Origin of the sequence: Perspicuibacillus lycopersici (genome assembly GCF_025660475.1) — a bacterium.
In the GTDB taxonomy this organism is placed as follows: Bacteria; Bacillota; Bacilli; order Bacillales; family Caldibacillaceae; genus Perspicuibacillus; species Perspicuibacillus lycopersici.
Window position 1 is genome coordinate 213,092 of the sequence record NZ_JAOUSF010000004.1, and the last position, 21,198, is coordinate 234,289.

Genomic DNA, 21,198 nt, shown 5'->3' on the forward strand with positions numbered 1-21,198 from the left:
AAAAATATATAATGAAAATTTATGGGAGGTAGGAAAATGGAATTAAACAGTACTTGGATTATTATTGCGATTGTAGTAGTTCTTCTTCTTGCACTTATTGGTGTCTTTGTTTCCAAATACCGGACAACGGGACCAGATGAAGCACTCATTGTAACTGGTAGCTATTTAGGTAGTAAAAACGTCCACGTTGACGAATCCGGAAATAAGGTGAAAATTATTCGTGGTGGCGGTACATTTGTATTGCCAGTATTCCAGCGTGCAGAGCCACTCAGCTTATTATCTAGTAAACTAGAAGTTTCTACGCCAGAAGTATATACAGAGCAAGGGGTTCCAGTTATGGCAGATGGAACCGCAATTATTAAAGTAGGAAGCTCGATTGGGGAAATTGCAACAGCTGCAGAACAATTTTTAGGGAAGACAAAGCAGGATTTAGAAAATGAAGCACGTGAAGTGTTAGAAGGACATTTACGTTCGATTTTAGGATCTATGACGGTAGAGGAAATTTATAAAAATCGCGATAAATTCTCACAAGAGGTACAACGCGTTGCAACACAAGATTTAGCGAAAATGGGATTGATCATCGTATCTTTTACTATTAAAGATGTACGTGATAAAAATGGCTACTTGGATTCCTTAGGAAAACCGAGAATTGCACAAGTAAAACGTGATGCGGATATTGCAACCGCAGAAGCAGAGAAAGAAACAAGAATTAAAAAGGCAGAAGCTAGTAAAGATGCGCAAAAGGCAGAATTGGAACGAGCAACAGAAATTGCGGAAGCGGAAAAAGAAAATCAATTGAAAATTGCTGAATACCGTTTGGAGCAGGACATTGCCAAAGCACGTGCCGACCAAGCCTATGATTTAGAATCTGCTCGTGCAAAGCAACAAGTAACAGAACAAGAAATGCAAGTTAGAATTATTGAGCGCCAAAAGCAAATCGAGCTAGAAGAAAAAGAAATTTTGCGTCGTGAACGCCAATATGATTCAGAAGTGAAGAAAAAGGCAGATGCCGATCGTTATGCAGTAGAGCAAGCAGCGGCAGCGGAAAAGGCAAAACAATATGCAGAAGCAGAAGCAAACAAATATCGTGTCGAAACAATGGCAAAAGCGGAGGCAGAACGGATTCGTTTGGATGGTTTAGCGAAAGCGGAAGCAGAAAGAGCACAAGGGGAAACCGAAGCAGAAATTATTCGACTCAAAGGGATTGCCGAAGCAGAAGCAAAACAAAAGATTGCCGAGGCATTCGAGCAATTTGGTCAGGCAGCTGTGCTCGACATGATCTTGAAAATGCTTCCTGAATATGCGAAAGAGGTTGCAGCACCATTGGCAAATATTGAAAAGATTACAGTTGTCGATACAGGTAGCAGTGACAAAAATGGCGGAGCCAATAAAATTACTGGATATGCCACAAATTTAATGTCCACCCTACAAGAATCATTAAAAGCATCCTCAGGAATTGATGTAAAAGAATTGCTGGGAAATCTTTCGGGTAAAGGAAATGTAATGAACGAATAATGTAAGAAGAGAAGACGCTTGGTAATTTCAAAACCAAGCGTCTTTTTTAATACTTTATTATTAAACGATAGCACTGCTTTTTTCTCTATGGAAATAGGTAATAGATAATGTATTTTCCCATCAATTTTTTCAATAATTCTATCACATTTTTTTACCTCAGTTTTTATTTACTAGTAGCACTTAAAAAGTTACAAACGATTGGTATAACTGGGGCGAGTAGCGGCTTCCATTGTTATTTTTTCATAATCTTTGAGGAATTCCATGCCACTCGCCACAGTTTTCATTCCACATATACAGGGTTATCCATCTCTCCGAGGAATAGAATCGTCCCAGAAGCATTATCTACAATTGCATAGAAAAATGGTCGATTGACGGTCATCGTGAAGGTATCCATTGCAGCAGATTCGGTCATTGCTATCGAAGTGGCAGCCGCTGCTTCTGTCCCTTTTTCATTGACGACAATATAGCTTTTATGACGGACCTCATCAATAGCAATTCCTCCACCTTCAACCATTGCACGAAAATCTGCTTGCCCACTAAAGGCGAGAGGCATACCTAGGTTTATTAGCGGATCATTTAAAGTTGCTTCGAATTCCATTTCAAACTTAGGTAGCTGAAGACTTCCTTCCTTTTTCGAAAAATCATTTAGCCATGAATCCCACTGGGCTGCAGTTAATTGAGAATAAAACTCCTTCAAGCTTTTACCTTCCCTAGGTAATACAACAATCATGCTCATTTCGTCATTCGCATAGGGCAGGGAAATTGCTTGAAATCCGTTAGTCTCTAAATAGTCAAATTTCCCATACTGACTCATAAAAGGATGCGGTTTCGTTTGCTTATTAGCTAATGTAAAGGTATCGATATAGGTTTGTTTTTCATCGAAAGGAGTTTTCCATTCTCCTTTAAAATAAATCGCATTGAGTAAATAGCTCACAGTGTTCGGTTTAATTTGTTGTACCATATCTTTGATTTTTTTGTTTGTCGCATCCTCAACCCATTCATTGATTTCATCTTTCGTTTTTGGATCCATGAAATCTACCGAATGAACTTCTGCCCCATAGTAATCCTCTGTAGTATTTAGAAAACTCTCTAAAAAGGGATAGCCGTTGCGAATCCAGATGGAATTAGCAATGTTTACTGTCGCATAACCGTCGTCACTATTCATTTTGTTTAAGAACGAAGCGTAAGCACGATTCGTTTCCTCAACCTCATATTGGTTCACATGAAGGACAGCACCCATTTCTTGCTTCGTTTCGGTTTTTGCCCCGTTATAGGCAAGCGCTAATGCTAAATGGACACTCGTCGGAGAAAAAAAGATATTTTCTGCTTCTTTTATTTTTAACAACTCATTAAATAAATCAAATGCAAATTGATTATTGGCTTCTGACATCATTTTATAATCTTCTTCAGCAAAGTTAGCTGAACTAGAGGTACCGCAACCAGCAAGTAAGCTAAATGTTAATGCGATAATAAGTCTTTTCATTTAAGAAATTCCCTCCTATCAAGTTGGTGTCTATTTATCAATTAGACGAGAAAATCTTTAAGAAGTTCCGTACGATATTAATGTTTTAACATATGGCCATTTTCTAACGGACTGTTGGAATATAGCAAGATAAGAAATTTTGTTTAAACTAATGAGTTGACTGACACACTCCACGAAAAGCAGAGTGTGTTCAGTTTGAGGACTATTACAAATAGCAATCATTTATCCGAAAACAGCCTAAAATTAAGTGGTGGCTATGGAGACAAACTATTTTGGCATGCATATTTTCACCATCAATAGGGGAAATGATATGATTTAGTTAACGTTATTTAAAGATAAGGAGCGTGGATTATGGTTCGAATGAATTTTGTGAAACGAGAGGACGTTACTTATGCAACTGTTGCGGAAAGATTGGCGGCATTTGCAATAGACAGCCTCCTTCTTTCTATTTTAGCCTTTATAGTAAGTAAAATCTTTTTCCTTGCAACTGGTTATGGAATCATCCTCTTCCTATTCGCTAATATTATTTTTCCTTATTTTGAGCGATCCCGCTGGCAGGCAAGTATTGGTAAGCAATTACTGTGCTTAAAGGTAGTCGATTTTTCTGGTGGAAAGATCGGTTTCCTTCAGACATTGTTTCGTTCCATTATTAAAGCTATGATTCTTTTTCTTTCACATTTTCTTCTTCTGCGTGTTTACATTGAGCAAGCAAGTGACACTCCGCTAATTTTATTCGTTCTTTGGTTTCTTTTTGTTGTAATTTGTATTGGAAGTCTCCTTTACAGTAAGCAAAATCAACCCCTATATGATCGAGCAACCGGTGTTTTTATTATAAAAATTGAAGGACGTACCCTCACTAAGACTTAAGTACTACTAGAAAATATAGCTACAGTACATGATGAAGAGACGTAAAAATAGATATGCTAGTAACATGAAAGGAGGAAATAAAAAATGAAAAAACTCATTTTCGTGTTTGCGGCAATCGTTGCGCTAATCATTTTATTTTCCACAATAGGTCCAATGATAGGGCTAGCCATCTGCTTAGGAATTCTTTACTTTTCCTTTAAAAAATTTGTTCGAGCGAGTGAAACCACAAGTAAGGTTTTCTGGGGAATTATTGGGGTGGTTGCGTTAATTGGAGCAATATCTAATCTCCCAGCAATCATCGGTTTAGTTGCAGCATATGTGCTTTATTACGTGTATAAAAATTGGAACAAAAAATCAGATGTTATTATCGAAAAGCCTTCCGATGATCCATTTACAAATTTTGAAAAGGAATGGGAAAAGCTCAACAAAACATGGTAATTATTCAATCATGAAGATAATGAAAGAAGAGGAGACGAGATAGATGACCAACTTATTTAGAAGAGTAAAAAACTCAGTAACTGCTGATTTGCATGAAATGCTAGATCAAAAGGAACAAAAAAATCCAATTTCCTTATTAAATCAATATTTACGGGAATGTGAAAAGGAAATCGAAAAGGTACGTAAGCTCATTGAACGGCAATACGTATTGAAGGAAGAGTTTACAAGAGAATATGTACAGGCAAAAGATCTTGCAGAAAAAAGAAAGCATCAAGCTGCCGTTGCATTAAAAGCAGGTGAACAAGAATTATATGAATTTGCAAATGGAGAACAAATTCAATACGAGGATCGAATGAATCGCTTAGAGGAAGCAAACCGAACGACGATGGAGCAGCTAGACACGCTGGAAAGAAACTATACAGAAATGCAGCATAAATTAAAGGATATGCAATTAAAACGGTTGGAACTTATGGGCAAAGAAAATGTTGCTAGAGCCAACTACCGTGTGAGTAAAATGCTAGAGCAATCCAATCAATCTAGCACCTCCTTTACTCGCTTTTCTGAAATGGAAAATTACCTTGAACGTTTGGAGCATCAAGTGAATTCTAGCTATTTCCGAAATACGATTGATGCACGAATTGCCAAATTAGAGAAGCAACAATCAGAGAATACCGTTACACAATCATAGCAATTTTGAATAGCACTAACATGCTTAAGAATAATAGATTTTCAAAAATTTTCATGATATTCTAGAAAGGCGGAAGAACGACATTTTCCGCCTTTCATTGGTTGTAGGGTATCTTTCATTATATATTTTTTGTTATCTTAAATAAACGGGAACCTTTAACAATTTTTTTGTTAATCATTAAGCAATATACTATCAGTTTTATTATACAGGAGGTGAGGTATCCATGTTTTTTCACAACAATAAAGAAACAATATCGTGGATTATCCTCATTAGTATCCTATTGCTCATAATGGATTTCACTATTTTTAATCCAGGACTTATTTTTTTATTAATCATTGCCATCGTTTTCCTATATGTCGGGAAAAAAATCCTACATGTGTTTTTAGGGAAAATATTCTTTTGGTTAGGAATCCTATTCCTTATCATTACGGTTATTAATTTATTTGTTTTTCGGATCCTTTTATTTGGTTTATTAATTTTTGCCATTTATCAATTTACGCAAACAAGAAAAAATCCTACCGTAGTACAACCAGAAGTTACGATGAATGATAGTAATGCTACTGGCAGCAAAATTATCCGGAAAACCTCACTATTACGGAATTTCCTTTTTGGCAACCAAAGTAGCTCGACGAATGTGTATGAATGGAATGATGTGAATATCCAAACAGGAATAGGGGATACGGTTATTGATTTAAGTAATACTGTGCTTCCTGAAGGAATTGCTGTAATTTCCATCCGTGGTTTTATAGGTAATGTTCAAATACTCATTCCATATGAGCAGGAAGTCTCTGTTCATCACTCCGTACTATCGGGCTCGTTAACAGTATTTGATTTTCAAGAAAAAAATGTGATGAATAAAACCATTTATGTGCAAACCGAACATTTTGATGAAACAGCAAATAAAATAAAAATTATCACCTCCATGGTTATTGGAAATGTTGAGGTGAAACGGATATGAGTACTATTGTAAAAAAGCTTTTGGCTCATTTAGGTATCAGTTTGCTTGTCATGTTGTGTAGTGCCGCTCTTATTTTTTATACTTTCCGTTTAGAAAATTGGGCAGATCTTTGGCATCAGCGCTTATTTGATGTTCCTTTCGCTGTGATGGTTCTTGCGATTATTGCCACTATTGGGGTAATTACAGGTGTTGCCTCCGGGATCAATGACATGCAAAAATGGAAGCTGTTAGAAAAAACATTGGCAGAAATTCCGATAGAATCGAAGAAAATTGCGCAGGATCAAGTCCCGAGTGAATTAACCGCAATTTTTACCGAAATGGAAGCATTGCAAAAGCAATGGAAAGAACAGACCTTGATTACGCAAAAGTTAGTAAGCGAAAAGGTGGACGTAGAAGAAAAGCAAATTCAAGCAATCATTTCCCAGGAGCGTAATCGGCTAGCAAGGGAATTGCATGACTCGGTAAGCCAGCAATTATTTGCTGCTTCAATGTTACTTTCAGCAATTACAGAATCAACGGAACACGAGCTTCCACAGGCTAAGCAATTGAAATTAGTAGAAGAAATGATTCATCAATCCCAATTAGAGATGCGTGCCCTGCTCCTCCATTTACGGCCTGTTGCATTAAAAGGAAAATCATTGCAAGAAGGAATTGAGGAATTACTAACGGAGTTACGGCAAAAGGTACCGATGAATATTCAGTGGATTGCAGAGGAAATGCAGTTAACCCGCGGGGTAGAGGACCATTTATTCCGTATTGTTCAGGAATCGGTTTCGAATACTTTGCGACATGCAAAAGCAACAAAATTAGAAGTATTACTGATTGAAAGAGATCAATTTATTATTTTGCGTATTGTAGATGATGGTGTGGGATTTGAAGTAGATGCTTCCAAATCAGGCTCCTATGGCTTGCAAAATATGAAGGAACGCGCAACGGAAATTGGCGGGACCTTCAAGATTGTCAGTCTTCCTGGCAAGGGAACCCGTCTTGAGGTAAAAGTTCCAAAATGGCAGCCAGAGGGAAATGAGATAGAAACAGAAGCAATCCAAAGCCTCAAGAAAATCGATTAGTTAAGGAGGGAATGGCCAAATGATAAAAGTATTATTTGTTGATGATCACGAAATGGTACGGATAGGGGTTTCGGCATATCTCTCCGCACAATCAGATATTGAAGTGGTTTCGGAAGCAGAAAATGGCAAAAAAGCAGTAGAATTGGCACTAGCTTTACGACCAGATATTATTTTAATGGATTTAGTGATGGATGAAATGGATGGAATTGAGGCAACGAAGCAAATAATGACGGAATGGCCAGAAGCAAAAATTATTATTGTAACAAGCTTTTTAGACGATGACAAAGTATATCCAGCGTTAGAAGCAGGTGCGACAAGCTACATATTAAAAACATCGAAGGCACAGGAAATTGCCAATGCGATTCGGTCCACTTATCAAGGACAATCGATTCTTGAACCAGAGGTAACGAATAAAATGATGGCAAAAATGCGCACGAAGCAAACTAGCTTACCACACGAGGAACTGACTGCAAGGGAAATGGAAGTATTACTACTGGTGGCTGAAGGAAAATCAAACCAAGAAATCGCCGATGCGTTGTTTATTTCTTTAAAAACCGTGAAGGTACATGTTAGCAATATTTTAAGCAAGCTAGAGGTTCAAGACAGGACACAGGCGGTCATTTATGCGTTTCGGCATTCGTTAGTTTAACCTGTCGGATAGGATAAACAGTTGAAAAATAAGGGGATAAAAGGATGGAAATACGATTACTTACAACGAATGATGCAGAAAAATATTGGATATTACGATTGGAAGCATTGAAAAATAATCCGGAAGCTTTTTTGACGAGCTATGAGGAAGCGTTAACGAGAGAAAATCCTGTCGAACAGGTGATGCGTAATTTTCAATCAGAGGGGAATTTTAATTTTGGAGCATTTGTGGATGATCAGCTAGTTGGGGTCGTCACCTTACTTCAGGAAAGACATGAGAAACTGAAGCATCGGGCTTCTATTTTTGCTATGTATGTCACCCCGTCCGTACGGAAATCTGGTGTAGGAAAAGCATTGGTAGAAGCAGCCATTGAGCATGCAGGAACAATACGAGAGATAGAAAAAATTAATTTATCGGTTGTTTCGTCCAATGAACAAGCAAAACAGCTTTACACTAAATTAGGATTTCAAGTATTTGGGCATGAAGAAAAAGCGATGAAATCTGGATCTACTTATTATGATGAGGACTATATGGTCTTATTTGTGAAGTAGATTTTTTAGCTGGGGAATCGTGAATTTTTCGTTGCTAGATTGCTAGAATTCCCGTTATTGCCAATGATCAAAGGATTTTGAAAGAGAAAGTTACCGGGAATCTTGCTGATGAATGTTATCATAGGGATTTGAAAGAGAAAGGTTGCTAGAAATCCTATTGAGGGTGGTTATTACAAGGATTCTGGAAAGAAAAATAGGAAGAAATCGTGTAGAGGGTTGTTGTCAAAAGGATTCTGGAAGGAAAGATAGGTAGGAATCCTGTTGATGGTTGTTGTCAAAAGGATTCTGGAGGGAAAAATAGGAAGAAATCCGATTGATGGTCGTTGTCAAAAGGATTCTGGAGGGAAAGATAGGTAGGAATCCTGTTGATGGTTGTTGTCGAAAGGATTCTGGAGGGAAAGATAGGTAGGAATCGTGTAGGGGGTTGTTGTCAAAAGGATTCTGGAGGGAAAGATAGGTAGGAATCCGATTGATGGTCGTTGTCAAAAGGATTCTGGAGGGAAAGATAGGTAGGAATCCTGTTGATGAAAGGTATCAAAAGGATTCTGGAGGAAAAAATAGGGAGAAATCCGATTGATGGTCGTTGTCAAAAGGATTCTGGAAAGAAAAATAGGAAGAAATCCGATTGATGGTCATTGTCAAAAGGATTCTGGAAAGAAAAATAGGAAGAAATCCTATTGATGAATAATGTCAAAAGGATTCTGGAGGGAAAGATAGGTAGAAATCGTGTAGAGGGATGTTATCAAAAGGGTTCTGGAAAGAAAGATAGGTAGAAATCCTATTGATGGTTGTTGTCAAAAGGATTCTGGAGGGAAGATAGGTAGGAATCCTATTGATGAATAGTGTCAAAAGGATTCTGGAAGAAAAGATTGCTAGAAATCCTGTTGATGCCGATGACCAAAAGGATTCTGGAAGAAAAGATTGCTAGAAATCCTGTTGATGCCGATAATCAAAAGGATTCTGGAAGAAAAGATTGCTAGAAATCCTATTGATGAATAGTGTCAAAAGGATTCTGGAAGAAAAAATTGCTAGAAATCCTGTTGATGCCGATGATCAAAAGGATTATGGAAGGAAAAATAGAAAGAAATCCTATTGATGCCGATGATCAAAAGGAATCTGAAAGAAAAGATTGCTAGAATTCCTGTTGATGCCGATAAACAAAGGGATTCTGAACACAATAAATCCCCCGAAATCCGTTTGATACCGAGAAAAAGATTAACCTCCTTCCAGCTAACAAAACCATACTAAAAACAGCTCCGCAAACATGCGAAGCTGTTGATTCTATACCTTTACAAATTAAAATACTTTAGTTGTCCAATTCTCACAGTTCCAAACATCTGTTACAACGTCACGATAAAATTCAGGCTCATGGCTGATTAAAAGAATGCTGCCGTGGTAGTCTTGGAGTGCGCGTTTTAGTTCTTCTTTTGCTTCTACGTCTAAATGGTTCGTAGGCTCATCGAGTACTAGTAGGTTAGTGTCTTTATTGATTAGCTTACAAATCCGTACCTTCGCCTTTTCCCCACCACTTAATACTTCCACCTTGCTTTCGATATGCTTCGTCGTTAATCCACATTTCGCCAATGTTGCGCGTACTTCGTATTGGGTCATCGATGGGAATTCGTTCCAAACCTCTTCAATACACGTATTGTAATTAGCGGTTTTAATTTCTTGTTCGAAATAGCCGATATGCAAATAATCGCCTAGCTCCACTGAGCCAGATACCGGTTGAATTTCTCCTAAAATACTACGTAATAAAGTCGTTTTCCCGATTCCGTTCGCACCGACGAGAGCAATTTTTTGACCGCGTTCCATTCGTAAATTTAATGGCTTAGATAATGGATCAGTATAACCAATAACCAAATCCTTTGTTTCGAAAATCACTCGTCCAGCAGTTCTGGCTTCTTTAAAGCGAAACGATGGTTTTGGTTTTTCCTGGGCAAGCTCAATAACATCCATTTTTTCTAATTTCTTCTGTCGAGACATTGCCATGTTACGGGTTGAAACACGAGCTTTGTTTCTTGCAACGAAATCCTTTAAGTCCGCGATTTCTTGTTGTTGCTTTTTATATGCTGCTTCTAATTGCTGCTTCTTCATTTCATATACTTTTAAGAAATCGTCATAATCCCCAACGTAGCGATTTAATTCTTGATTTTCCATATGATAGATCAAATTCACAACGCTATTTAAAAATGGTATATCATGAGAAATCAAAATAAATGAATTATCATATTCCTGCAAATAGCGTTTCAGCCATTCAATATGCTGCTCATCCAAATAGTTTGTCGGCTCGTCCAGAAGCAAAATATCTGGTTTTTCTAAAAGTAGCTTTGCCAATAATACTTTCGTTCGTTGGCCACCACTTAAATCATGCACATCCCGATCTAAGCCAATATCATTTAGCCCAAGACCGCGGGCAATTTCTTCTACCTTCGAATCAATTAAATAAAAATCATTATTCGTTAGTACATCTTGGATTGTACCAGTTTCCTCAAGGAGGCTTTCTAGCTCCTCGGGTGTTGCATCACCCATTTTTCCAAATAATGCATTCATTTCTGTTTCCATATCAAAAAGGTATTGGAATGCACTTTTTAACACATCCCGAATGGTCATTCCTTTGGACAGGGCTGCATGCTGATCAAGATAACCAACTCGCGCTTTTTTTGCCCAGTTTACCTTACCTTCATCTGGCTGAAGCTTTCCAGTTATAATATTCATAAAGGTAGATTTACCTTCTCCGTTTGCTCCAACAAGTCCAATATGTTCTCCCTTTAAAAGACGGAACGATACTTGATTAAATATTGCGCGATCACCAAAGCCATGGCTTAAATTTTCCACTGTTAAAATACTCATAAATAGCTCCTTCTATATAAAATAGTTAAACGTTCTAATTAGTTATCAAAAGTAATAGACGCGCTTTTTATTTCCTATGCATAATCTTTATTATAGCGAGATTATGTTCATTGGGGTAGACATAAAATTTAACAATTGGCATTTGAAAGGGAAAAGAGGGGGATAAAGGAGATGTATAGTTATTTTCGAAATCAATTACCAAGCCAAATATATGCAAGAAGGGAGGTAAATGTTCTTTCGGTATCAGGAGAAGGAAAAGTACAAACAGAACCAAATATGGGGTTTATAACAATTGGTGTAATTACGGAAAATCCACAATTACAAACCGCACAAGCAGAAAATAATCGAATTTCAACGAATGTGATTGCCGCAATTTTAAATTTAGGTATTGCCAGAAATCGTATCCAAACAGTGGAATTTCGAATCGATAACGCCTATGACTATGTTGAAGGGAAACAAATTTTTCGAGGCTATGAGGTGCGACATTTATTGGAGGTAGAAGTTCGCGATATTGAAAAAATTGGAGTGATTGTCGATGCAGTTATCGCAGCGGGCGCAAATATTATTTATAACATTCGCTTTGATACAACAGCCCGAAAGGAAAAATATCATGAGGCATTGGCACAGGCTGTAAAAGATGCACAAAAAAAGGCGGGTACGCTTGCTAGAGCATTAGGAGTATCTTTTGCTTTAATTCCATTTGAGGTTACCGAGGCACAAACGGAAATTGCTCCTATCCCCTACCAAGCATTTACTGTTCAAAAAGTTGCGAGTACACCGATTCAGCCAGGTACATTAGAGATTGAAGCCGTTATTTTAGCGAAATTTGCTTATTAATGGAGTGGAAGCCTGGCGTATGATTTTAGGTCCGATTAGTTGCTATTTCATCCTCCATAGTAGAAAATAGTCACAGTATTAGCTTAGAAAAAAGGAGCTTGTAGCATGGTGTCATTAAATATATTGGATTATTCACTAGTGGATGAAGGATCTAGTCCTAGTCAGGCTTTGCATGAAACAGCTGAGTTGGCTAAATTAGCGGATCAATTAGGATATAAACGTTTCTGGGTACCGGAACAGCATTATGCATATTCCATCGCTAGCAGTACGCCAGAAATGCTCATGATGTATTTAGCAACTGTTACGAAACGGATACGGATTGGTTCAGGTGGGGTCATGATTCCCCATTATAGCCCATATAAAATTGCTGAGAATTTTCGAATGCTAGAGGCACTTCATCCGCATCGAATCGACTTAGGTATTGGCAATAGTCCAGGTGGGCGATTAGTGCAAGCAGCATTGCACGAGGAAAAAGGAGAAACGAAGCTACCGTACGAGCAGCAGGTAGGCGATATTATCAAATATTTAACGGATGACATTGATTCGGAGCATCGTTTTCAAAAATTAATTGCGACTCCTGCCATTGAGTCAAAGCCAGAGGTATGGATGCTTGGAGCGGGAGGTAGAAGTACGAAAATTGCCGCCGAAAATGGAACCTCTTATATTTATGCGCATTTCTTCCATCCTTCACCTACAGGAAAAGAGGTTATTCAACAATATCGCCAAAATTTCCAGCCATCGATATTTCAAAATAACCCAAATGTAGGGGTAGCTGTTTTTGTTATTATTGGAGAAACCGAGCAAGAGGCAGAATCATTAGCCCAAGCGTTCTTTATGTGGTTAGTAGCTATTGAAACAGCGAAAAATCCAATGCATTTCCCATCTGTAGAAACAGCTAAAAACTATATATTTAGTTCCTTTGAGCAACAAAAGGTGAGCCAGCTTCGGAAACGAGCAATTATTGGAACACCTAGTAACGTAAAGGAAGAACTACTACAATTAGCTGAATATTATCATGCCGATGAGCTGACGATTGTCCCGAATTTTCCAGGAGCGGACAAGCGAATGAAAGGTATTGAATTATTAGCAGCAGCTTTTCAACTAGGAAGCTAAAATTGAAATTGGAATAAAGAGCTATGTTGTTACCAACATTTAATAAAAATGTTAAATCAATGCCATTCGCTTATGCTATAATAAAAAAAGTATTTTCAGATAACTTATATCAAATATAGATGTAGTAAAGGATGAGATAGATGGATAGTTTGATTAAGCCAGAGGATACTTGGCTGCTGTGGGCGTTTCTTGTTGGTTGGGCAGCACTTAGTATTTTTTTGGAGCAAAAATATAAATGGGCGGCAAAAATATCAGGTGCAGTCATTGCATTAATTGGTGCGCTTATATTAGCTAATATAAATATTATTCCAACAGCAGCGCCAGCATATGATGCGGTATGGAGCTATGTTGTCCCACTTGCAATTCCGTTACTATTGTTTCAAGCCAATTTGAAAAAGATATGGAATGAAAGTGGTCGACTATTACTGCTGTTTCTCATTAGTTCGGTAGGAACTGTCATCGGGGTTTACTTAGCATTTATAGCATTAAAGGATACCATTCCATTTTTAGATAAAATTGGTGCGATGATGACGGGCTCCTATATTGGTGGAAGCATCAATTTTGCTGCTTTGTCAGTAAAATTTCATACACCAGGGGAAATGGTTTCTGCAGCAGTCGTTGCAGATAATTTAATGATGGCAGTATATTTCTTTGTATTAATGGCAATTCCAGCGATTCCATTTTTCCGAAAAAAATTTCAAACCCCACATATTGATGAGGTAGAAAGGAACGAGGCTGCTGGAGAAACACAAGCATCTTCGTATTGGAAACCAAAGTCAGTTTCGCTAAAAGATATTGCCTTTGCTTTTGGAAGTGCCTTTGCAATTGTTGCGGTTTCCTTTAAATTAGCAGAGATTTTTGCATCCATCATTCCATCAGGAGATGATGCATCAGTATTCATGAATATCCTCGCGGGAATTTTTGGAGATAAATACTTAATGTTGACGACAATTACTATTATTGTTGTTACAACATTTTCGAGATTTTTTGAAAAGCTACAAGGTACGCAAGAATTTGGAACGTTTCTTATCTACATATTTTTCGTAGTAATAGGAGTCCCTGCATCTATACCAGAATTGATTCGTAATGCACCACTGTTATTAGTATTTGTGTTTATTATAGTACTGATTAATATGCTAATTACCTTTGGATTCGGGAAGCTATTGAAGTTTAATTTAGAGGACATGATCCTCGCAAGTAATGCTAATATCGGTGGTCCAACAACCGCAGCAGCAATGGCCATTGCAAAAGGGTGGACAAGATTAATCGTTCCAATTATGCTTGTCGGTACTTTAGGTTATATTATCGGAAATTATATCGGAAGTATGATGGGTTATTTATTTGAAAGCATGTTATAGTATGCTCCTAGCCAATAATCTACTAGCTTTTTATGTAGCATTACGCGTAAGGATACAATTCGTAAAAGATTTGTATCCTATTTTTTTTACGGAAATTTTTAGATAAATGGTAATTCTATGGTAAATTATTTATATAAGATTTAGAAATTTTTGTTTTTACTAGTGATATTTATTACGTGAAAATAAAAGGAGAGGAGAAACTTGATGTCATTTACTAGTACAATAATGGCAATTGTCCTATTTCTCGTATTTCTATCTATCATCGTTGCTTCCACTTTACGCAAACGAAAAAGTGGAACAAATAATAAACTATCTTTCATCGGAATTGTTATATTTGCACTACAAATACTAGTTTTTGCATTATTTTTTATGGACAAACTAGCAAATTTAAATGAAGTATCAATTGACATTCTTTGGTGGGCAACTGTCTTATGTGGACTTATTTATGGGATGATGGAAATTAAAAACTATGTAATTATTGCTACCCTAACAATTTTACTTAGTATTTTATTAGCGATGTTAAAATTATTAATGGTGTTTATTACTTCGATGTAAGGAAATGGTAAATGGAAGAAATAAACAAAAATGTCCAGAATAAAATCTGAACATTTTTTGGCGATAAGTAGGGGAAAACAGAAGGATTACACGAAGTTGCTCGAATTCCCACAGGGATTATGGATGGTATTTCTTCTGTAGGATGGTCCTCCGGTCTATTTGACGTAACTGGTGATTTTATTGCTACATGGTTAAAGCTCAACTAAACCACCATTTAAAATCCTTCTTGCATTTTCCACCTGTTCGTTACTTGGCGGCTCCACACCTTGCAGCTTATATTGCAAGCCAAGCGATTCCCATTTATAAATACCCATTATATGATAGGGGAGTACTTCAATCTTTTGTACATTGTTCAATGTTTTAATAAAATCTGCAAGGCAGATAAGATCCTCATCAAAGTCAGACAAAGTTGGTACTAGCACATGCCGAACCCAAATTGGTATATTTTTTTCAGACAAGTATGTGGCAAAATCAAGAATATGCTCATTAGGTAAACCGGTAATAATTTTATGCTTCGCACTGTCAATATGCTTTAAATCTAGTAAAATTAAATCCGTATACCCGAGCAGTTCATCGAGTTTTTCCATGAATTGATGCCTACGGGAGAAAGGACCGCCGGAGCTATCGATTGTTGTATGAATTCCGAGCTTTTTACATTCTTTAAAAAGCTCAATCAAAAAGTCCATCTGTAGTAATGGTTCCCCACCACTAACGGTAATGCCGCCTCCTGTTGCTTCAAAAAATGGTAAATAATCTACTAAATCAGCCATTATTTCTTGAACAGTAGTTTCCTTTCCGTTTCCGATTTTCCAAGTATCTGGATTATGACAATATTGACAACGTAATAAACATCCTTGTGTGAAAACAATATACCGTAAACCCGGTCCGTCGACTGCACCAAAAGTTTCAACTGAGTGGATACGACCTGTTACCATGATAAAATCCTCCTTGCAAATTTTATTAGAGAAGTTGGAGGGAAGATTGCTGCCCCGACTTCTCTATTTTTCATACTTTTATTTTATTTTACTTTGATGCTATAAGTTGGTACGATGCCAATCAAGTAGCTCTCACGGTATTGATCCGGCTATATCGCCAAGGGACTAACAAACTTCACGCTTTTCCACTACGATAAGTAAACATCAACTCACACGCGCGTTGTGTTCCTTTATCTCATTTCGAAGGGCTCCAGTTTGTACGTCCCTAAACTGGTGATTTTGGTTTTCTGTTTACATGGATTCGTGGAATGTCCGGTTAATTACGTCAATTTGTTGTTCGCGTGTTAATTTAATGAAGTTAACCGCATATCCAGATACCCGGATTGTTAATTGTGGGTATAGCTCTGGATGATCCATTGCATCTAATAATGTATCACGATTTAGTACGTTCACATTTAGATGATGTCCGCGTTTTACAGCATATCCGTCCAACATTCCTACTAAGTTATTAATTTGTGTTTCGTCCTCCCGGCCAAGTGCTTTTGGTGTAATCGTAAAGGTATTGGAAATTCCATCTAATGATGCTTCATAAGGTAATTTTGCTACCGATGTTAAAGAAGCAAGGGCACCCTTTGTATCGCGACCATGTAGAGGATTAGCGCCTGGTGCAAATGGTTTACCAGCTTCCCGTCCGTCTGGTGTGCTACCTGTTTTCTTACCATATACAACATTCGATGTAATCGTTAATACAGATTGTGTTGCAACAGCACCACGATATGTTTTATGTTTTCTAATTTTGTTCATGATTTCTTTTACCAGACCGACAGCAATATCGTCTACACGATTGTCGTTATTTCCGTATTTTGGATAGTCGCCTTCAATCACGTAATCAATTACTAAGCCGTTTTCATCACGTACGGTTCTTACTTTTGCATATTTAATGGCACTTAGTGAGTCAGCAGCTACAGACAATCCGGCAATTCCGCAAGCCATTGTACGGAGAATTTCTCGATCATGTAGAGCCATTTCTAGTCGTTCATAGCTATATTTGTCATGCATATAGTGGATAACGTTTAATGTATTTACGTATAATTCGCATAGCCAATCTAACATTACATCGTATTTTTTCATTACTTCATCATAGTCTAAATACTCGCTAGTAATTGGTGCGTACGATGGTCCTACTTGTGTTTTGTATCTTTCATCAACCCCGCCGTTGATTGCATATAGTAATGCTTTTGCGATATTTACACGAGCACCAAAGAATTGCATTTGTTTTCCGATTCGCATAGCAGATACACAGCATGCAATACCGTAATCATCGCCGTAAATTTCCCGCATCATATCATCGTTTTCGTATTGAATTGCGCTTGATTTAATCGACATTTTTGCAGCATATTGTTTAAATGCCGCTGGCAAGCTTGTAGACCATAGAATAGTTAAGTTTGGTTCTGGTGCTGGTCCTAAATTGTCTAATGTATTTAAGAAACGGAAGGAGCTTTTTGTCACTAATGGACGACCATCAAGTGCCATACCACCAATGGATTCCGTTACCCAAGTTGGATCGCCACTGTATAATTCATTGTATTCTGGTGTTCTAGCAAATTTTACGAGACGTAATTTCATTACAAAATGATCGACAAGCTCTTGTGCCTCTTGCTCTGTTAATGTTCCGTTTTGAATATCACGTTCAATATAAATATCTAAGAAAGTGGATACCCGACCGAGACTCATCGCAGCACCATTTTGTTCTTTAATAGCTGCTAAGTAACCGAAGTATACCCATTGAATCGCTTCTTGCGCGTTTTTAGCAGGCTGAGAAATATCGTATCCGTAGCTTTGTGCCATTTGTTTTAATTCTTTTAATGCACGATATTGTTCACTGTATTCTTCACGATCACGGATGACATCGTCACTCATCGTGCGAGAGCCAATATAGTTAAATTCTCTTTGTTTTTCTTTCATTAAGAAATCGACACCGTAAAGTGCTACGCGACGATAGTCTCCGATGATACGGCCACGGCCATATGCATCTGGAAGTCCAGTGATCACACCAGCATGACGTGCTGCTCGCATTTCTGGAGTATAAGCATCGAAAACACCTTGGTTATGTGTTTTCCGATATTGTGTGAAAATGTCTTCTACTTCAGAATCTAGCTCGAATCCATAGGATTCTAATGCTGTTTTAGCCATCCGAATACCACCAAATGGCATTAATGCACGCTTGAATGGTTTGTCTGTTTGAAAACCAACGATTGTTTCCAGCTCTTTGTTTAAATACCCAGGGCCGTGAGAGGTAATAGTAGAAACAGTTTTTGTATCAGCATCAAGGACACCGCCTGCTTCCCGTTCTTGCTTCGATAAATCCATCACTTGTTCCCAAAGCTTTGCTGTAGCTTCTGTTGGTCCTGTTAAAAAGCTTTCATCTCCAGTATAAGGAGTGAAGTTTTTCAAAATAAAATCACGAACATTTACTTCATCTTGCCAAACACCTTTTTTAAAGCCTTCCCAATGAATCATATAGAAATCCTCCTATAAAATTATTTGTGAATTAGTGAGCAAACTTACGTAAAAAAATAATTTTTATACAACAGATACAAAAAATAATTAGTGAAACTAGTACAGGAAAAAAACATTTGTTCATTGTTACACAATCTTATTACACTTACAGAATACCACTTTGGTGGCTAATGTAAAGTGAATATTGCAGTCAAATAGAGACTTTATAACGATTTTTCTGTCATTTTCAAACAATGTTCACATTTGCACAATCTCGCAAATAATAGGGAGAAAATATGTTTGTATCAGTAAGATAGTTAGGTATTTCCAAAATTGTATTAATGAATAGAATAATATTTTAATAACTTGTCTCATACACATTATTATTGGAAATCGTGAAGAAGGAGAGACAGAATGAGTTCATTTTTAAAAGGAACGATAATTTTAGCAGGTGCCGCCTTTTTCGGCGAATGTATTGAATTCTTAATAAATTTAGTGCTTGCTAAAGAACTGGGAGAGTATGGGATTGGCCAATATATGTCGATTGCACCAGTGATTGGTTTAGTGATGATTATTGCAAGCCTGGAATTGCCGATATCCATTTCGAAATTTGTTGCCGAAAGGGACAAGAAGTACCATTTATCGATGCTAAAGTCCGCGATGAAGCTAGCACTTATTTTTATGGTTGTTCTGTTAGCGGTCGCAGCACTTATATTTACGATGATCCCATTTTTTAGTGATGTTCATCCGCTAATTCGCTGGATGATCTTAATATTAGTTCCCATTATTTCGATTTCCTCCATTGCGCGCGGATATTTTATGGGAGTCCAAAAAATGGGGAAGATTGCGATTGCCAATTTATTTCGACGAGGGATGCAGTTATTTTTATTAGTGTTTATTTATCAAATGTTTGATTTTCAAATAGAAGTTGCGATACTTGTTGCGATTTGTTCCTTTATTGGTGGGGAAGTGCTTGTATTTATTTACCTTATTAGTGCCTATTTTTTACAGCTAAAGCAGTTAAAAAATTACCCGTACTCAGAGAAAATGCCAACAAGACATATAATGAAAAATTTGATGGAAGTCGCGTTACCGACGACAGGCATGCGAATTTTTCATTCGGTTACTAATGCAATTGAGCCCTTTTTAATTAAACAAGCATTAGTAATTTCAGGTTTTTCGTTAGAAGCTGCAACCGAACATTTCGGGATGATTGCTGGTGTGGCGGTTACAATTGGTTTCTTCCCGGCATTTATGGCACATTCGTTAATGACTGCATTAATCCCAGCAGTATCGCAATCCTATGCAGTGAAAGATCAAGGTCGATTAATAACATTACTTAAGCAAGTAATACGGCTGACGCTGCTATACGGAATTCCGGTGTGTATTGCGATAACTTTTTTTGCAGAGCCGTTATCGAAATTATTCGTGGAATCTTTATCAGCACCATATTATTTGAAGCTATTATGGCCATATTTTTTGCTGCATTATTTCACGATTCCGTTGCAGGCATTTTTAATTGGCATGGGACTTGTCAAGGATGCCTTACTTCACAATGTATGGGCTACAATTGTCGCGTTTTGTATTATGTTCCTACTAGGATCAAATCACGAATTTCAAATGGATGGAATTATTATTGGGATGAATGCAGGAGCATGTGTATTAATGTTGCTTCATTATTTTACCGTATGTAAAAAGATTGGCATTTCCTTATCGATGCATCGCAAGGAACCGTTAATTGATTAAAAAAATCAATCCTCATAGGTATTTCCTATGGGGATATTTTTATGTAAAAATAACCACTACGTACAAAGGTGGAAATAGTTCGACGGTTTTCCAAGGAAACCCGAGCATAAGGCAATTGTTTTTTTATAAAAATAATGCTAAATGAAATTGCAAATGGAATAAATAGTGGTAAGATGCGAACAGATAAAATAATTGAATCTGTCGAAAAATGGGAGTAAAATTATGACGTTATAGTTTTTTCTTAAAAAGGCTATAGTATTATACAAATTTAGTGAAATTCCATTAATTGGAATCTATTAAAATATCACCATTTTTTACCAAAAAATTAGGAAAGAAGGTTCTTCATTGGACTTAGCATTAATCTGGTCATCCGAAACACTATTATCTATACTACAAATCATTGCGATTGATATTATTTTATCCGGTGATAACGCGATTGTTATTGCAATGGCAACTAGAAAATTGCCTGATAATAAACGAAATATGGCGATTCTTTGGGGAACAGGAGGAGCTGTAGTATTACGTATCCTATTTGCTGGTGTAATTGCCATTTTGTTAAAAATTCCATTTGTTCACTTTATTGGTGGGTTATTACTACTTTGGATTGCATATAAAGTACTTGTAAATCATGAGGAAGAAGCTGATATTAAGGCAAAAGATAATTTATTACAGGCAATTGGGACGATTATAATGGCGGATGCTGTTATGAGTCTTGATAATGTTGTGGCAATTGCAGGTGCATCTGGTGGACATGTTACGCTAATTGCAATTGGGGTATTAATTAGTATTCCGATTATGATTTTCTGCTCGAAGCTGATTGTTCGAGCTATGGAAAAATATGCTTGGATTGCTTATGTTGGTTCAGGTATATTAGCATGGACAGCAGGTACAATGATTATTGAGGACAAAGAAATTGCAGGCTGGCTGAACATTGAAAAAGGGCCAATTACGTATGTGTTTGCAATTATTGTCACTGCACTTGTATTAATTTTCGGCTATTTAAAAAATAAAAAAATGGAAGCAGCAGGCTCAACTTCTCATTAATGTAAAGGTTTGTTGCTATTTATAAAAGTATGTAGACTG

Annotated in this window: 18 protein-coding genes; 14 read left to right on the plus strand and 4 right to left on the minus strand. The window is 37.2% G+C overall.

Annotation, left to right across the window (positions count from 1 at the left end):
* Positions 1-36 precede the first annotated feature (36 nt).
* Positions 37-1,515, plus strand: coding sequence for a flotillin family protein (locus tag OEV98_RS13145; protein WP_263073772.1), 1,479 nt, complete (start codon positions 37-39; stop codon positions 1,513-1,515).
* Between the two features lie 280 nt (positions 1,516-1,795).
* On the opposite strand, the gene OEV98_RS13150 is transcribed toward OEV98_RS13145, so the two are convergent.
* Positions 1,796-2,998, minus strand: coding sequence for a serpin family protein (locus OEV98_RS13150; protein WP_263073774.1), 1,203 nt, complete (start codon positions 2,996-2,998; stop codon positions 1,796-1,798).
* Between the two features lie 351 nt (positions 2,999-3,349).
* On the opposite strand from OEV98_RS13150, the gene OEV98_RS13155 reads away from it, so the two are divergent.
* The 7 genes from OEV98_RS13155 (at position 3,350) to OEV98_RS13185 (ending at position 8,219) form a co-directional block, all read left to right on the plus strand.
* Positions 3,350-3,865: an RDD family protein gene (locus OEV98_RS13155; RefSeq protein ID WP_263073776.1), complete on the plus strand. Its 516-nt coding sequence runs from the start codon at positions 3,350-3,352 to the stop codon at positions 3,863-3,865.
* Between the two features lie 84 nt (positions 3,866-3,949).
* The gene (locus tag OEV98_RS13160) at positions 3,950-4,303 is read left to right on the plus strand and encodes a lmo0954 family membrane protein (RefSeq protein ID WP_263073777.1); all 354 of its coding nucleotides are present in this window, start codon (positions 3,950-3,952) and stop codon (positions 4,301-4,303) included.
* Positions 4,304-4,346: 43 nt separating this feature from the next.
* Positions 4,347-4,991: a PspA/IM30 family protein gene (locus OEV98_RS13165; RefSeq protein ID WP_263073778.1), complete on the plus strand. Its 645-nt coding sequence runs from the start codon at positions 4,347-4,349 to the stop codon at positions 4,989-4,991.
* A 223-nt stretch (positions 4,992-5,214) separates the two neighbouring features.
* Positions 5,215-5,949, plus strand: coding sequence for a cell wall-active antibiotics response protein LiaF (gene liaF / locus OEV98_RS13170; RefSeq protein ID WP_263073779.1), 735 nt, complete (start codon positions 5,215-5,217; stop codon positions 5,947-5,949).
* Positions 5,946-7,019, plus strand: coding sequence for a sensor histidine kinase (locus OEV98_RS13175; RefSeq protein WP_263073780.1), 1,074 nt, complete (start codon positions 5,946-5,948; stop codon positions 7,017-7,019). The genes liaF and OEV98_RS13175 overlap by 4 nt, the downstream gene beginning before the upstream one ends.
* A 19-nt stretch (positions 7,020-7,038) precedes the next feature.
* Positions 7,039-7,668 (plus strand): response regulator transcription factor, encoded by a 630-nt coding sequence (locus OEV98_RS13180; protein WP_263073781.1) that lies wholly within the window; start codon positions 7,039-7,041, stop codon positions 7,666-7,668.
* Positions 7,669-7,712: 44 nt separating this feature from the next.
* Entirely contained in the window at positions 7,713-8,219 is a 507-nt protein-coding gene (locus tag OEV98_RS13185; RefSeq protein ID WP_263073782.1) for a GNAT family N-acetyltransferase, read from the plus strand.
* A 1,296-nt stretch (positions 8,220-9,515) separates the two neighbouring features.
* Here OEV98_RS13185 and OEV98_RS13190 read toward each other — a convergent pair.
* The gene (locus tag OEV98_RS13190; RefSeq protein ID WP_263073783.1) at positions 9,516-11,072 is read right to left on the minus strand and encodes an ABC-F family ATP-binding cassette domain-containing protein; all 1,557 of its coding nucleotides are present in this window, start codon (positions 11,070-11,072) and stop codon (positions 9,516-9,518) included.
* A gap of 171 nt (positions 11,073-11,243) precedes the next feature.
* Here OEV98_RS13190 and OEV98_RS13195 point away from each other — a divergent pair, with 171 nt between their 5' ends.
* The 4 genes from OEV98_RS13195 to OEV98_RS13210 all read left to right on the plus strand — a co-directional run bounded on the left by OEV98_RS13195 (position 11,244) and on the right by OEV98_RS13210 (position 14,935).
* Positions 11,244-11,909 carry an SIMPL domain-containing protein gene (locus OEV98_RS13195; RefSeq protein ID WP_263073784.1) on the plus strand — a complete coding sequence of 222 codons (666 nt, stop codon included), beginning with the start codon at positions 11,244-11,246 and terminating at the stop codon, positions 11,907-11,909.
* A 105-nt stretch (positions 11,910-12,014) separates the two neighbouring features.
* Positions 12,015-13,022 (plus strand): LLM class flavin-dependent oxidoreductase, encoded by a 1,008-nt coding sequence (locus tag OEV98_RS13200; RefSeq protein WP_263073785.1) that lies wholly within the window; start codon positions 12,015-12,017, stop codon positions 13,020-13,022.
* 140 nt (positions 13,023-13,162) lie between these two features.
* Entirely contained in the window at positions 13,163-14,380 is a 1,218-nt protein-coding gene (locus OEV98_RS13205; RefSeq protein ID WP_263073787.1) for a DUF819 family protein, read from the plus strand.
* A gap of 204 nt (positions 14,381-14,584) precedes the next feature.
* The gene (locus OEV98_RS13210) at positions 14,585-14,935 is read left to right on the plus strand and encodes a hypothetical protein (protein ID WP_263073788.1); all 351 of its coding nucleotides are present in this window, start codon (positions 14,585-14,587) and stop codon (positions 14,933-14,935) included.
* Between the two features lie 191 nt (positions 14,936-15,126).
* Here the strand turns inward: OEV98_RS13210 and pflA are convergent, their stop codons facing one another.
* Together pflA and pflB are read right to left on the minus strand one after the other, a co-directional pair.
* Positions 15,127-15,870: a pyruvate formate-lyase-activating protein gene (gene pflA / locus OEV98_RS13215; protein ID WP_263073790.1), complete on the minus strand. Its 744-nt coding sequence runs from the start codon at positions 15,868-15,870 to the stop codon at positions 15,127-15,129.
* Between the two features lie 291 nt (positions 15,871-16,161).
* Positions 16,162-18,390 carry a formate C-acetyltransferase gene (gene pflB / locus OEV98_RS13220; RefSeq protein WP_263073791.1) on the minus strand — a complete coding sequence of 743 codons (2,229 nt, stop codon included), beginning with the start codon at positions 18,388-18,390 and terminating at the stop codon, positions 16,162-16,164.
* A gap of 393 nt (positions 18,391-18,783) precedes the next feature.
* Between pflB and OEV98_RS13225 the strand changes: the two genes are divergently transcribed.
* Positions 18,784-20,115 carry a polysaccharide biosynthesis protein gene (locus OEV98_RS13225; RefSeq protein WP_263073792.1) on the plus strand — a complete coding sequence of 444 codons (1,332 nt, stop codon included), beginning with the start codon at positions 18,784-18,786 and terminating at the stop codon, positions 20,113-20,115.
* 345 nt (positions 20,116-20,460) lie between these two features.
* Positions 20,461-21,159 (plus strand): TerC family protein, encoded by a 699-nt coding sequence (locus OEV98_RS13230; protein WP_263073793.1) that lies wholly within the window; start codon positions 20,461-20,463, stop codon positions 21,157-21,159.
* The last annotated feature ends 39 nt before the right edge of the window (positions 21,160-21,198 follow it).

What these genes read in the sequence shown, in the direction of transcription:
- OEV98_RS13145 (WP_263073772.1), top strand. Translation starts at nt 37, where the DNA reads ATGGAATTAAACAGTACTTGGATTATTATTGCGATTGTAGTAGTTCTT.
- OEV98_RS13150 (WP_263073774.1), bottom strand. Translation starts at nt 2,998, where the DNA reads ATGAAAAGACTTATTATCGCATTAACATTTAGCTTACTTGCTGGTTGC.
- OEV98_RS13155 (WP_263073776.1), top strand. Translation starts at nt 3,350, where the DNA reads ATGGTTCGAATGAATTTTGTGAAACGAGAGGACGTTACTTATGCAACT.
- OEV98_RS13160 (WP_263073777.1), top strand. Translation starts at nt 3,950, where the DNA reads ATGAAAAAACTCATTTTCGTGTTTGCGGCAATCGTTGCGCTAATCATT.
- OEV98_RS13165 (WP_263073778.1), top strand. Translation starts at nt 4,347, where the DNA reads ATGACCAACTTATTTAGAAGAGTAAAAAACTCAGTAACTGCTGATTTG.
- liaF (WP_263073779.1), top strand. Translation starts at nt 5,215, where the DNA reads ATGTTTTTTCACAACAATAAAGAAACAATATCGTGGATTATCCTCATT.
- OEV98_RS13175 (WP_263073780.1), top strand. Translation starts at nt 5,946, where the DNA reads ATGAGTACTATTGTAAAAAAGCTTTTGGCTCATTTAGGTATCAGTTTG.
- OEV98_RS13180 (WP_263073781.1), top strand. Translation starts at nt 7,039, where the DNA reads ATGATAAAAGTATTATTTGTTGATGATCACGAAATGGTACGGATAGGG.
- OEV98_RS13185 (WP_263073782.1), top strand. Translation starts at nt 7,713, where the DNA reads ATGGAAATACGATTACTTACAACGAATGATGCAGAAAAATATTGGATA.
- OEV98_RS13190 (WP_263073783.1), bottom strand. Translation starts at nt 11,072, where the DNA reads ATGAGTATTTTAACAGTGGAAAATTTAAGCCATGGCTTTGGTGATCGC.
- OEV98_RS13195 (WP_263073784.1), top strand. Translation starts at nt 11,244, where the DNA reads ATGTATAGTTATTTTCGAAATCAATTACCAAGCCAAATATATGCAAGA.
- OEV98_RS13200 (WP_263073785.1), top strand. Translation starts at nt 12,015, where the DNA reads ATGGTGTCATTAAATATATTGGATTATTCACTAGTGGATGAAGGATCT.
- OEV98_RS13205 (WP_263073787.1), top strand. Translation starts at nt 13,163, where the DNA reads ATGGATAGTTTGATTAAGCCAGAGGATACTTGGCTGCTGTGGGCGTTT.
- OEV98_RS13210 (WP_263073788.1), top strand. Translation starts at nt 14,585, where the DNA reads ATGTCATTTACTAGTACAATAATGGCAATTGTCCTATTTCTCGTATTT.
- pflA (WP_263073790.1), bottom strand. Translation starts at nt 15,870, where the DNA reads ATGGTAACAGGTCGTATCCACTCAGTTGAAACTTTTGGTGCAGTCGAC.
- pflB (WP_263073791.1), bottom strand. Translation starts at nt 18,390, where the DNA reads ATGATTCATTGGGAAGGCTTTAAAAAAGGTGTTTGGCAAGATGAAGTA.
- OEV98_RS13225 (WP_263073792.1), top strand. Translation starts at nt 18,784, where the DNA reads ATGAGTTCATTTTTAAAAGGAACGATAATTTTAGCAGGTGCCGCCTTT.